The 12,577-nt window shown below is 42.8% G+C and carries 13 protein-coding genes; 2 read left to right on the top strand and 11 right to left on the bottom strand.

Annotation, left to right across the window (positions count from 1 at the left end; translation table 11 throughout):
• Window positions 1-156: 156 nt before the first annotated feature.
• The 9 genes from JEU79_RS18135 to JEU79_RS18095 form a co-directional block, all read right to left on the bottom strand.
• Window positions 157-1,902, bottom strand: a complete 1,746-nt coding sequence (locus JEU79_RS18135; RefSeq protein ID WP_198265240.1) for a complex I subunit 5 family protein — start codon at window positions 1,900-1,902, stop codon at window positions 157-159.
• 20 nt (window positions 1,903-1,922) lie between these two features.
• Window positions 1,923-3,431 carry a complex I subunit 5 family protein gene (locus tag JEU79_RS18130; RefSeq protein ID WP_198265239.1) on the bottom strand — a complete coding sequence of 503 codons (1,509 nt, stop codon included), beginning with the start codon at window positions 3,429-3,431 and terminating at the stop codon, window positions 1,923-1,925.
• Complete coding sequence (locus JEU79_RS18125) at window positions 3,428-4,867, bottom strand: complex I subunit 5 family protein (RefSeq protein ID WP_343074987.1); 1,440 nt, start codon at window positions 4,865-4,867, stop codon at window positions 3,428-3,430. Before JEU79_RS18125 ends, JEU79_RS18130 begins: the two co-directional genes overlap by 4 nt.
• 58 nt (window positions 4,868-4,925) lie before the next feature.
• Entirely contained in the window at window positions 4,926-5,261 is a 336-nt protein-coding gene (locus JEU79_RS18120; RefSeq protein WP_198265237.1) for a sodium:proton antiporter, read from the bottom strand.
• On the bottom strand, window positions 5,258-5,977 hold the full coding sequence (gene mbhE / locus JEU79_RS18115; RefSeq protein WP_198265236.1) for a hydrogen gas-evolving membrane-bound hydrogenase subunit E: 720 nt from the start codon (window positions 5,975-5,977) through the stop codon (window positions 5,258-5,260). The genes JEU79_RS18120 and mbhE overlap by 4 nt, the downstream gene beginning before the upstream one ends.
• Complete coding sequence (locus JEU79_RS18110; protein ID WP_246540387.1) at window positions 5,970-6,293, bottom strand: Na(+)/H(+) antiporter subunit B; 324 nt, start codon at window positions 6,291-6,293, stop codon at window positions 5,970-5,972. Before JEU79_RS18110 ends, mbhE begins: the two co-directional genes overlap by 8 nt.
• On the bottom strand, window positions 6,281-6,496 hold the full coding sequence (locus tag JEU79_RS18105) for a monovalent cation/H(+) antiporter subunit G (protein WP_343074986.1): 216 nt from the start codon (window positions 6,494-6,496) through the stop codon (window positions 6,281-6,283). The genes JEU79_RS18110 and JEU79_RS18105 overlap by 13 nt, the downstream gene beginning before the upstream one ends.
• 84 nt (window positions 6,497-6,580) lie before the next feature.
• Window positions 6,581-6,856, bottom strand: a complete 276-nt coding sequence (locus JEU79_RS18100; RefSeq protein ID WP_198265235.1) for an MrpF/PhaF family protein — start codon at window positions 6,854-6,856, stop codon at window positions 6,581-6,583.
• 91 nt (window positions 6,857-6,947) lie between these two features.
• Window positions 6,948-7,463: a Na+/H+ antiporter subunit E gene (locus tag JEU79_RS18095; protein ID WP_198265234.1), complete on the bottom strand. Its 516-nt coding sequence runs from the start codon at window positions 7,461-7,463 to the stop codon at window positions 6,948-6,950.
• Window positions 7,464-7,728: 265 nt separating this feature from the next.
• Between JEU79_RS18095 and JEU79_RS18090 the strand changes: the two genes are divergently transcribed.
• A complete protein-coding gene (locus tag JEU79_RS18090; protein WP_198265233.1) occupies window positions 7,729-8,085 on the top strand; it encodes a hypothetical protein in 357 nt (118 codons plus the stop codon).
• 114 nt (window positions 8,086-8,199) lie between these two features.
• Here JEU79_RS18090 and gdhA read toward each other — a convergent pair whose 3' ends face one another.
• A complete protein-coding gene (gdhA, locus tag JEU79_RS18085; protein WP_198265232.1) occupies window positions 8,200-9,582 on the bottom strand; it encodes an NADP-specific glutamate dehydrogenase in 1,383 nt (460 codons plus the stop codon).
• Between the two features lie 211 nt (window positions 9,583-9,793).
• Here gdhA and JEU79_RS18080 point away from each other — a divergent pair, with 211 nt between their 5' ends.
• On the top strand, window positions 9,794-11,611 hold the full coding sequence (locus tag JEU79_RS18080; RefSeq protein ID WP_198265231.1) for an SLC13 family permease: 1,818 nt from the start codon (window positions 9,794-9,796) through the stop codon (window positions 11,609-11,611).
• A gap of 102 nt (window positions 11,612-11,713) precedes the next feature.
• On the opposite strand, the gene JEU79_RS18075 is transcribed toward JEU79_RS18080, so the two are convergent.
• Window positions 11,714-12,544 (bottom strand): hypothetical protein, encoded by an 831-nt coding sequence (locus JEU79_RS18075; RefSeq protein ID WP_198265230.1) that lies wholly within the window; start codon window positions 12,542-12,544, stop codon window positions 11,714-11,716.
• Between the last annotated feature and the right edge of the window lie 33 nt (window positions 12,545-12,577).

Genomic DNA, 12,577 nt, shown 5'->3' with positions numbered 1-12,577 from the left:
TACATTTGCCATACAGAACGACGCATTTAATTTTTCTCATCTCTTTTTTTGTTGAAAGCTAGAATACTACTCTATAAACACTAGGAGAAAAGTGCTATATAATCAATATTATTGGCTTAATTTTTGGTTTCATAACAAAAAATTGCGATGAATTCATCAAAAAGAACAAATTGCAGCTGCCATAACAAAGGCTAGCAGCAATAATAGACTTAGAGCCATAGACCATTGCCTTAATTGTTGTTCCATCTTACTCAGAATAAGTGAGTATCTTTCTTTAACTAAGATACCATTAAATACACTAACCGATAATGCACTCCATTGAGGTAAAATAGTCATAGAAAATGAGCTGATAGCTCTTAAAACAAGTGACACACGCTTTTCAATGTGAATTAGACCATCAAATTGAAGCCTGAAGAGTTGCGGGAATCTCCAATGGTAAAAGGCTATCAAGATGAATGCCACAAGAGGAGGCCAGAGAGCCCCGGGAATTTCACTGCTACTTAAAGAGGCATTCAATTCAATCGGGGGGAATCTGGAAGTCAAAGCCACAGCCGCAAGAAGTAGCAACCAGGCTAGCCACATCCAAAGAGTATCCGACTGACAAGCCGATTGAGTCGGCGATTGAGAGTCAGTTCTTGATTTAGACCGTTCAGACCAGAGCAAAAACAAAAAATGTAGCATCAATAAGCTGGCTGATAATGAACTTAGGATCAGCACTAGAGACAGGCCCTCATCCCAAAATGAATCAACCGATGCAATTTGCAAACTCAGCATCTTTTTTGCCATCATACCACTGGTCAAAGGCGCACCTGCCAGTGATAGTGCCGGCAATAATAAGCCTAACAAAGCCCAATAACGTTGTCGCACTCGTTCTGCTGACAACTTGGCGTATAAACCTTCACCAAGAAATAAAGCCCCCTTTGCCAGGCCATGATACAAGGAAAAAAATAGGATGCTGATCATAATTTGTGGCCAGTGCTGAGGTGCAATCATGCCCAGGCCAAATAAAATAGTCAATAAGCCCATTTTTCCAACACTGGAATAGGCTAATACTTTTTTAGGATCATTCTGTAATAAGCCTACCAGCAAGGCATAAATAACGGATACTGAGCCCATTAACAATAACAAGCTTCCCCAGCCCGGCAGACTAATTTCACCCAAGGGTAAGATACGTAACCAGCCCAAAAACCCGGCAGATATCATCGCACCGGATAACACGGCGCTAGCCGGTGATGGGGCAGCTGGATAAGCCAAAGGCAGCCAAATATGCAATCCCAATAGCGCAGATTTGACCCCAAAGCCAAATACAATCAAGCCAATAATCCAATGTTGTAATTCAACGCTGGCTAGAGCAGGCCTGAGTACAGCAAATTCATGGCTACCCGTCAGCATCGCAGCCATAACAAAGCCACTAAACAGCATCAATTCACCCACAATCACCATGATCAGATAAATGCGCCCTGCTCTTATTGTTTGTGCATTAGGCTCAAATATCACCAATCCGTAGGAAGCAAAGCTCATTAAGGCAAAAAAGGTATAATAAGAGACTAAATCGTGACTAATAATGAGTCCTAAATTGCCACTCATGGCAAATAAGAACCAGATTAAAAAGCGGCGTCGCACAGCCTGATCGGCAAAATAAGCACAACTATAGACTCCTGCACACAGCCATATAAAGGCACTGAAGAGTAGAAAAAAACGGCCGGTTTCATCAAGGCTAAAATGAGTCCCTAACAATAGCCAGGGTAATTCTAGTGTAAGCCCCGGGCTGGAAAAAAGAGCAATCAGTAGTGCCGGAAGAGCTATCCAAGGCGCCAATATCAATGCCAGATGTCTGCTTCGAGCGATGATTAAAGCACCGGCCAGCAATAAGGGCAAGCCGGGAAGAACAAGTAAAAGCATTGGCGACGACAGCAGCGCACTCATGGCTGATACTCCTGAAACGTAATAAACTGCACCCATTTTAAGGGGCTAAAAGGTGCTGAGGCAAACAAGCCAATTAGCAGAGTGAGTAGCGCTGTAATCACCGGTGGCAATAACAGAGCCCAGGCTGTTTCTGCTTTCCATTTAAGTTGTTTAAAATCCCGTTCATCCGGCCAGGCTCTGCTAATAGGTTTAAACCAAGCGGCATAGATAATGGGGAGAAAATAGATAGCATTCAGCAAACTACTCCCCACAAGCACCCATAAAACCCAGTATTGCCCCGTATTCACAGCACCGACGCCGAGATACCATTTGGAAATAAAGCCTGCCAACGGAGGAATCCCCATCATGCCAAAAGCACCGATGGTAAAAGCAGCCATGGTCCAGGGCATGCGTTTGCCAACACCATCCATTTCACTGATTTTATGGATTCCCAGTGTTTCTGCCAGATTACCTGCACAGAAAAACAAGGTAATTTTCATCACCCCCTGATGCACTAAATGAATCAAGCCACCAATGGTGGCCATGGGCCCGACAATGGCAATCCCCAACACAATATAGGAAACCTGGCTCACGGTAGAAAAAGCCAGTCTACGCTTTAAATCATCCTGAAAGATAGCCCGTACGGAACCATAAATAATCGTTATTCCCGCAACGATGGCAAGCGGCATAGTGACACCTAGATTATTGGCGACTTCTACACCGTAGATGTCATTAACCACCCGAACAATACCAAAAGCACCGGATTTAACCACCGCCACCGCATGTAACAAGGCACTCACCGGTGCTGGAGCCACCATTGCCTGAGGCAACCAGCCATGAAAAGGGATTAAGGCTGCCTTAACACCAAGCCCTGAAATTAGTAGTACAAAGATAATAACCAGGGATTGACCATAGCTATCCAGTGATGATGCCACCACTCCCCTAGCGGTAAATTCCAATGTACCCGTGATGCTATAGAGCCATACCGTGCCAATCAACAATAGCACACCACCCGACATGGTATATATCAGATAGGTCTTGCCAGCCTTACGGGATACTTCATTACCGCGATGCACAATCAATGGATAGGTTGCCAGCGTTAACATTTCATAGAATAATAAAAATGTGATCAGATTACCTGCCAGAGCAACACCGACGGCAGAGGTGACACATAAACTAAAAAAGCCAAAAAAGCGGCTACGATGTGGTGAACCTTCCAGATAACCAATGGCATAAATAGTCGTTAGCAGCCACAGACCTGATGATAGGGTCACGAACAAAAGCGCCAAAGCATCGGCTTTTAAAACCAGTTCTAAGCCCGGCAAAAAAGCCAGTCGGGTTTCATATTGATGACCGTGAAAAACACCCCAAAGCATGATGCCCACTAAAACCAACTTAAAAACAGCCGCCAGCAGATTCAGGGTAATGCGTGTTTTATGACGCGTTTCAGGCAGAAAGAAAATGATTAGCCCAGCCAGGAAGGAACTGAGTACCACCAATAAGGGTAATAAGGCATTCCAGTTCATTTAACACCACCAGAGGCGATTTCTGACAAAAAAGGGGAGCCAATATCCATCAAAGCCAGAGGGTAACCTGAGAACAACCCCAATAACAAAGCGACAAAAGCCAGAGCCAGGGCTGCCCACTCCATTGTCAGAGGGACAGGTTTAGTTTTTATTTCTTCAGCCGATTGAGCGGCTTGTGTAAAAGCATAGCCAATGACTTTAAAAATATACGCTGATGCTAATAAACTGCCTACCACTAGCACCAACACATACCACCATTGTTGTGTAGCCAGTGCAGCATTCAGCATTAGCCATTTTGCCACAAAACCACCACTAGGAGGCAAGCCCATGATACTGATTCCAGCCAGAGCAAAAGCGGATACGGTAATAGGCAAACGCTGTGCCACTCTGTCCAAATCACTGATCCGATCGTGCCCGCAAAAATACATAATATTACCCGCTGCCAGAAACATGGCCGCTTTAGCAAAGGCATGGGATAACAACAGATACAATCCACCTTGCCAAGCGTAAACACTGGCCAAAGGAAAGGCCAGAAACAAATAACCTAATTGAGCAACCGTTGAATAGGCAATCAACATTTTTAGCCGAACTTGGCGCAAAGCCTGCACCCCGCCCCATACGACCGCCACTGCACCCAGCAAGCCTAAAAAGGAAGCGATATGACTGACATCCAACACTGGAGAAAATTCTAACCATAAGCGTAGAAAAATATAAAAAGAGGCCTTAACGACCAGTGCCGACAATAACGCACTCACCGGTGCGGGGGCACTACCATGTGCCGGTGGTAGCCAAAAATGCATTGGAAACAATGCCGTTTTTAATAATAAACCCGACATCATCAGCGCCATAATAATGCTCATAATGGGACCGGGCTTTATTTGTTGTGCCAGAGTGGCAATATCGACACTACCATAGCTATGATACAGTAAGGCCACGCCGAACAAGAAAAACAGCGAGCCCAACAAACTCACCAAGAGATAGCGCATCGCCGCAGAGAGTGCATCGCGAGTGCCTGCAAGTGCAACTAGAGCAACAGCAGAAAGGCCTAATAACTCCAGAGTGACGTAGAGATTAAAAATATCAGCCGAAAGAAATAAGGCATTTAGTGCTGCCCATAAAAACAACCAGAGTGGCCAAAAGGCCTGTGCTTTATTATTTTCTGTATTATTTTTATCCGAGGCTTTATGCGCCCCAGATACAGGTGAGAAATAATCGATTGAATAACTACTAATGCCCAGACCAACCAAGGCTGTAATAATAAGCATCAACAAACTCAGGCCATCAACATAGAGATCAATTCCCAGAGGTGCAGCCCAACCACCTAGGGTATAGCGTTGCACACCAAGTGTTATCAGTTGCCAAAGCAGTCCGGCAGTACCCAGAACAATAGATACTGCCGTTACCATGCCAAGTAAAATACTCTTTTGAGGCCACACGAAACAGCTCATCGCCCCGATTAAGGGTAAGAGAATGACAATAATTACCCAGGGAATATCAATGATCATGGGTATTAGAAACATCATCATCAATAAGCTCAGGTCGCCCACTGGCAAACTGGACGCGTAACATCAGTGTCAAAGCCAAAGCCGTCGCAGAAACTGCCACCACAATACCGGTAATAACCATCGCATGAGGCACGGGATCAGGCGCACTCTGATTGAGCAAGGCTTGTGAACGATCAGCCAAGGCCACCAGCAACATAAAAACACCACTACTCATGACGTTAATCGCGAGAATTTTTCGCAACAAGTGCGGATGAAGAATCAAGGCATAAAAACCCATACAAAAAAGTGCGATACCGGTAAAAACATACAACAAAGCCGAGGTCATTTATTAGCCCCCTTTTCGCTAGACTGGAACGCAAAAAAAAGCGCCCCCAAGCTTAGTGCAATAGACAATGTAGCCGCCACTTCAATAATTAAAATAAGTCCACCTGCCATTGCAGGTGAAAATTCAAGAAAGTAATTCCCACTCGACAGCGTGAATAAACCAATCAGCAAGAATAAACTAAGACCCGCAATCTGAATCAGACGTGTGCTCAGACGAGCAAAAAACTCATCCCCCCGCCAATTAGTCAGTAAAGGGAGAACACAGGCAACCGCCAATACAGAACCCGCCTGAAAGGCACCTCCTGGTTTATCGGCACCTGCCCATAGCAAATAACCAGCAATTAGAATAAATAACGGAGTAAAAACTTGAGATAAGAGAGTAAGAACTTCTCCCGGCGGTGAAAACAACGCAGCGCCCTTTCTGGCAAGTGGATCGGCTAGCGACTTAACCGCAATCAATGCCAGTAGTAAAACGGCCATTTCTAAAAAAGTATCATAAGCACGATAGTTAAGCAGTACCGCAGTCACTGGGTTTTTAACCCCGGTATTTTCCAAGTTATCAGCGATCTGGCGAGGCAACTCCGATACCGGTTCAGGCTGGGTCAAAAGAACATAAGACAAAGTGATCATAAACGTAGTCAAAATAAGTATTAGCAACCATCGAAACAAACGTTGCTGCAACGTAAGGGGCAGTGCTTTTGAGGCAGGGCTATTCATCGTTAAGGGAGCTATGCAACTTTTTGGGTTCAGGCTCGGTTAATTTAGCTTCCCTTAATTTAGCTTCCCTTAATTTAGAGAGTGCCGACAACAATAAAGCGCCAGTCAATCCAGAGCCAATCGCTGCTTCTGCCAATGCGACATCAACCGCCCCTAGGCGAGCCCATGCCACGGCCATCAATAATCCAAAGGTGATAAACAATGTTATAGCACGAAATAAATCACTATTTTCTTTCAATGCTTGCCAGGCAGAACCAATAATAGCCACAATAAGAAAGAAATCAAAAACAGAGAGCAGAATACTCAGCGAGTCCATAATTTAAGCCCCTTGTGCCGAGCCAATTTAATGACTAAATAAGCAATACTGGCACTGGTCATTAAAACCAACAACCAAATCAGCAGTAACTTGCCGACCATAGCCAGCGATTCAACTTGTAAGGACAAACCTATGACAATCAATCCTAAACCCACATTATCGGCTTTTGTTAGGGCATGTAAGCGGGTATAGACATCAGGCAAGCGCAGTAAGCCAATAGTTCCTGCAAGAAAAAAAAACCTCCTGCCAGTAAAAAAATAGCCGTTATGATATCAATGATCGACATACTAATCACTTCCCGTTTTATTATCAGAAGCACTTCTAAGGCGGACAAAAGCAATCATGGTGATTGCTGAAATCAATGCCAACACCAGAGCGACATCCTGTAAATCAGGACGTTTAAAGGCCTGAGCTAGAAGCAGTAAACAGGCCACAATAGTGGTGCCAAATAACTGCCCTGCCAGCATGCGGTCAACTTCATCAGGACCTTTCAATACACGCCAAAAACCAGCAATCAGAGTCATAAAAAGAAAAATGCTCAAGCCTATATACAATATACTCATAGAGACACCTTATGAATAAAAACCAATAGATTTAAAAAAAATATTTTTTTAAAATTTTTCATAAGTCAATCTCAGGAAATTTAGCAACTATTTAACTCAGTTTAAACAAAATCGCCACTGATTGCTCAACGGCTCGCAATTCAGAGATAAAATCACTGCTGTCATCCAAAACGTGTACTCTGAGATAGTCTTCTGTTAGCTCAGCACTCATGGTCCCCGGAAATAAACTCACGGTATTAGCCATAAAAACACGAGGCATTCCCGGTGGTAATGACCATGGGTAGTCATGCATTCCCGGTGAGATCTGCATACGAAAGCGCAACACTCTCCGCGCTGTATCAACCCCACCAAGAAGAGAATGCCAAAGGAAAAAAGGAATAAATTTAAGTATACCAAGCAATGACAGCGTAATAGGAGGTAGCAATAAAACACTCGACCAAGTGGCCAACAACACAACGGGAATGCCAACTAGCAATGAACTTATCACACCTTCCGTCAAAATCAACCATAAAAAAGAAAAAAACACTCCCCGTAACCAACCACGCTTTAAATATTCAAACAAAGTAAGTTTTACCTCAAGTTCTGATTTCAATACCGGTTCTAACAATGTGCGATTCCTTCTAAAGTATGGTTTTTTATTCTATACTCATCATAGCTCTATCATAAGAATAAAGCTTGCTAAGATCTACAAACACAATTAAATTATTATATATTGTAATGGATCCAGCTACAATTTGTAGGCTACGGCAAATAATAATCAACAGTTTTATACCCATAGCCTTAAAAAAGTGCCGAAAAGGTCCAAAAGGTACTTACTCCCAAGTTTATGAGTATATTGGTATCAAGTCATTAATGATTTTGGAGATAATAAAATGTCAGTGAATGGAATTTGGATTTTTGAGATAGCAGGTATTTATGGCTGGGAACGCATATCCACGACCTTTTTAGAAAAAGGCCGTTATTTAAGTGGTGGCGCTATTATGTTTAGCCATGGCGTTTATACAGTCAAGGGAAAAAAATTCAGTGCTCATGTAGATGTTACTCAACATAATGACAAGCAGACTGTCTTTGGAGAAAAACGAAGAACATTTTCAGTTGAATTAACTGCAAAATACAAAGAGGATAAAATTGAAGGAAAAGCAAGACTAAAGGGGAGCAAATCAACTGTCGCTGAATATAAATTTCGCTTGCTCAGACTTGCACCGCTTCCCGCAATACCTAAAAAATGAAATAATAGGTGCATTAGCACTCATTTACTCTCATTTTTATACTCGTGATACTTGAAAATGCAGCAAGGCACTTCTCAAGTATCAACAGCCACATAGCATAAGTGCTTAAAGTCACTAGATTCCTTCTGCAATCATGGCATCAGCCACTCTCTTAAATCCTGCAATATTGGCACCATCAACATAGTTTCCCTTAACATGATACTCTTCAGCGGTTGCAGCGACCTTTTCACAAATGCTTTCCATGGTTGCTTTTAATTTCTCATCTACTTCTTCAAATGTCCATTTTTGCATGGCAGCATTCTGGCTCATTTCAAAACCACTGACTACAACCCCGCCAGCGTTTGCTGCTTTTGCTGGTGCGAGTAGTATTCCCTTGTTTAACATAATACTGACCGCTTCTTTCGTTGATGGCATATTGGCACCTTCTGACACACTGATGCAGCCATTCTTAATTAGATTATTAGCATCATTTGCGGTCAGTTCATTTTGAGTTGCACAGGGAAAAGCAGCGTAACAGGGTATATTCCACACAGCATGAGCATTTTTTGGATAATCTGAAATCGGGGTGTATTCAGTATCAGGATGTGTTTTCAGATATTCCTGCAAAGACTGACGTTGCTTAAGTTTTAAATCCTTTAATAGTTCAAGATCCAATCCTCTTGGGTCATGAAGTGTTCCTTTAGAGTCCGTGCATGAAACGGGAATAGCCCCTAGATGCAGCAGTTTTTCAATGGCATGCAGTGCCACATTTCCAGCACCGCTGACGGTACAAATTTTACCTTTAAGGCTCTCCTTTGCTTCGAGTTCCAGCATTTTTCGAGTAAAGTAGATAACGCCGTAACCTGTTGCTTCAGGTCGCATTAAAGAGCCTCCAAAGAAAAAGGGCTTACCGGTTAGAACGCCATCGTAGGATGAAGTGATCTTCTTGTATTCCCCAAATAGGTAGCCTATTTCCCTCGCCCCAACACCAATATCACCAGCGGGCACATCCACTCTGGGTCCGATATATTTATGTAATTCAGTCATAAAAGCAGAACAGAATTTCATTACCTCAAAATCACTTTTTCCTTTCGGATCAAAATCACTACCACCTTTAGCACCGCCAATAGGTAGACCTGTCAGGGAGTTTTTCAAAATTTGTTCAAAGGCCAGGAATTTTAATATACCCTCATTAACACTCGGATGAAAACGTAAGCCGCCTTTATAAGGACCCAAAGCATTATTAAACTGAACTCTGTATCCAGTATTAACCTGAACAATATTATCATCATCCAGCCAGGCCACTTTAAACTTAATCACCCGGTCGGGCATAACTAGTCGTTTGACTATGGCATTTTTTGCACTGAGCGTATAAAGTTCGCCGGATTTAAAGAGTGGATAAATAGATAGCAACACTTCTTCTAATGCTTGAAAGAATACATCATCCTCAGCACAATCTGAAATTTTAAATTTTTTAATTTCTTCTTTTGCTTCTTCAATCGAATTTATTTTTCTCATAATATTCCCTTATGGGCAAGTTTATAGCTTAATGGATTTTTCATTATTTAAACTGGAACAGCAACAAAAAGAAATGACTCAAATGATTCTAACATGTTTATTTTTATGCTCTCAAGTTTATATTATGTCTTAGATTTTTCAAGTGCTGATTGCCATCTTTTTGATTATTGCGCTAGAATATAAAATTATTATTTACCTAAAGGAGTGATTCATGAGTGGTGACATGATATTCGTATTTGGACTACTGCTTATTATCATCATCCTTTTTGTGAGTGACAAAGTTCGCTTAGATGTTGTTGCAATAGGTGCTATCCTATGTCTTATGCTGAGCGGTTTACTCACACCTGTTGAAGCGCTGGCTGGTTTTGGTGATCCAGTCGTGTTGTTAATTGCTGGGCTTTTTGTCATCGGTGAAGGACTTTACCGAACAGGTATTGCCTTTGCTGTCGGTGACTGGTTGATGCGGGTCGCAGGCACTCATGAACTACGTCTCATGGTAATGCTCATGCTGGTAGTTGCTGGATTATCTGCCTTTATGAGCTCTACGGGTGCCGTCGCCATTTTCATTCCTATTGTACTCAGCCTAGCCGCAAAATCAGGCATCAATCCTTCCCGACTACTCTTGCCTATTTCACTGGCCTCCTTAATGGGGGGCATGTTAACTCTCATTGGCACACCACCCAATCTGGTGGTGAGCATTCAGCTGGAACGCGAGGGGCTGGAACCCTTTAGCTTTTTCAGCTTTACCCCCATTGGCCTACTGATATTAGCAAGTGGTATTATCTATGTGCTGTTGATAGGACGTCATCTGCTACCCCATCGAACAGCCGCCAAAGCACGTCGTAGCCGCCGTACCATTCGAGAACTGGCGGATGCTTATGGCGTCCGAAAAAGAATCCGTCGTCTACATTTAGGAGCGAACTCTCCCTTACACGGCCAAACGATAGAACAAGCCAGATTACTGAGCCGCTACGATACCATGGTCATTGGTATCGAGCATGATGGTTTTCTAGCACCCGCTTTATCCCATACTCGCCTCGAGCATAACGATTCACTATTAGTCGCTGGCAACGACTCTAATTTGAACTCATTGTGCAGCGATGAGAGACTGAATGAAACACCACTGAATAAATACCAGCTACAACTCGCAAAAAAAGAGTTGGGATTGGCTGAGGTATTACTGACACCAAACTCTGAACTCATTAGCCATGGTTTGGTCGAGGTAAATTTTAGGGAACAGCATGGTCTAACCGTACTTGGCATTCAGCGAATGGGTGAACCGCTGGAAGAAAATTTTTCCCATACAGCCTTGGAATTTGGTGACTCTCTATTGGTTGCCGGAGGGTGGCGGTCCATTTGTCGCCTACAGGAAGAACATGATGACTTTCTGGTATTAAATCTGCCAGAAGAAATTGCAGAGGTAGCTCCCCGCCGGCGCAAAGCACCATTAGCACTAGCGATTCTTGCTATTATGCTGATACTGATGACGTTTAATCTGGTGCCCAGTGTGACGGCAGTGTTATTGGCCGCATTAGCGATGATTGTCACAGGCTGTATCAGTATGAATAATGCCTACCACTCACTGAATACCCAGAGCCTTGTGCTGATTGCCGGCATGCTACCGATGGCAACTGCTCTGGACAAAACTGGCGCTGTCACACTGCTTGCCAATGGCCTGGTCAATGGTTTGGGCGACTATGGTCCCTTTGCTTTGATGGCGGGGCTGTTCGTTTTAACATCACTCTTTAGTCAATTTATTTCAAATACAGCCACTACAGTACTCATTGCGCCTATTGCTGTGGCAGCGGCTATTGCACTGAATATTTCCGTATATCCGATTCTTATGACCGTAGCCATTGCAGCATCCACCGCATTTGCTACACCCGTTGCTTCCCCCGTTAATACGCTGGTTCTGGGACCGGGCGGTTATAAATTTAATGACTTTGTAAAAATTGGGGTGCCATTACAAATCCTAGCGATGCTAATCACTTTACTGACAGTGCCACTATTGTTTCCTTTGACACCCTAACAGCCGACAACAATCCTTTAATAATCACTAAACCAACACCAGTAAAGAGGTTGGTTTAACTTTATGTGTTTAATATACAGGGATTATTCTAGACTTATAGTGTTATTGCTTAAAACCGGGACTCATATCAAACGTTCTTCTGGTTTTTGAAAAAGACTTTTCCGGTGGGATAGCAAGCCCTTTTTCAGCAAGCACAGCATCAACACGTTTGACAACCGCTAACAGGTTTTTATCTTTGGTTTTCCCTTTAAATGACATGGAGGTAAATGCTTCGTCATTTTCTTTATACAGGGGACTCCAAATAGTATAGTCCATTTCTACGATACCTCGTACTTTTGTAATCGGTCCTTCCCAGGATAAGGTGCGCATCACCAGTGTTTGTATTAATTGCTCACTTTTTCCCTCTAAGCGTGTTTCTACAACATTCCAGGCTTCAGGATTCTTTTTCTTAATGCGATCTAAAACAGCGAGTATATTTACTTTTCTGACATTGATATCATTGTGATTATAGCGAATATCCCAGCTGACACTATAGGATTTATTGCCGCCAACGATATCAATTTCAGCTTTTCTATAGCGTTTAATATCACCAAAATCCGCTGGAGATTCGGCTCTGAGCTTAACGGTAATGCGGGTTTTTCTGGGACTTCTTAAGTCTTCTCTGACACGAATAATCAATGAATTTTTAGCTAAAATACGATCCGGTGTATCCAGATAAGTAACCAGTTTTTCATCATTGCCCGGTTCAAAATTGATGAAGTCATATAATTTTTCACGCTGGCCTGCGAGTGAGCCTGGTGTGCTATTCAAACCTTCTGGTTCCTGAAGGTTAAAGGCATATTCAGACTGGGTAAAATGACTGATATCCAGTGCAAATACGGGTAAAACAAAGAGAGTATTTAATAATACTGCGATCAATAATATTTTTTTCACGGTTATTTCCTATAAGCTATAACGATAGTAATA

Origin of the sequence: sulfur-oxidizing endosymbiont of Gigantopelta aegis (assembly GCF_016097415.1) — a bacterium.
Lineage (GTDB): Bacteria > Pseudomonadota > Gammaproteobacteria > GRL18 > GRL18 > GRL18.
This window is presented reverse-complemented; position numbering and strand designations above follow the sequence as displayed.

Bases quoted from the DNA above. Each gene is read 5' to 3' on its own strand.
- JEU79_RS18080 (WP_198265231.1), top strand. From the start codon at position 9,794: ATGAGTGGTGACATGATATTCGTATTTGGACTACTGCTTATTATCATC.
- mbhE (WP_198265236.1), bottom strand. From the start codon at position 5,977: ATGAATAGCCCTGCCTCAAAAGCACTGCCCCTTACGTTGCAGCAACGT.
- JEU79_RS18110 (WP_246540387.1), bottom strand. From the start codon at position 6,293: ATGGACTCGCTGAGTATTCTGCTCTCTGTTTTTGATTTCTTTCTTATT.
- JEU79_RS18135 (WP_198265240.1), bottom strand. From the start codon at position 1,902: ATGCTTTTACTTGTTCTTCCCGGCTTGCCCTTATTGCTGGCCGGTGCT.
- JEU79_RS18100 (WP_198265235.1), bottom strand. From the start codon at position 6,856: ATGAGTATATTGTATATAGGCTTGAGCATTTTTCTTTTTATGACTCTG.
- JEU79_RS18090 (WP_198265233.1), top strand. From the start codon at position 7,729: ATGTCAGTGAATGGAATTTGGATTTTTGAGATAGCAGGTATTTATGGC.
- JEU79_RS18130 (WP_198265239.1), bottom strand. From the start codon at position 3,431: ATGAACTGGAATGCCTTATTACCCTTATTGGTGGTACTCAGTTCCTTC.
- gdhA (WP_198265232.1), bottom strand. From the start codon at position 9,582: ATGAGAAAAATAAATTCGATTGAAGAAGCAAAAGAAGAAATTAAAAAA.
- JEU79_RS18120 (WP_198265237.1), bottom strand. From the start codon at position 5,261: ATGACCTCGGCTTTGTTGTATGTTTTTACCGGTATCGCACTTTTTTGT.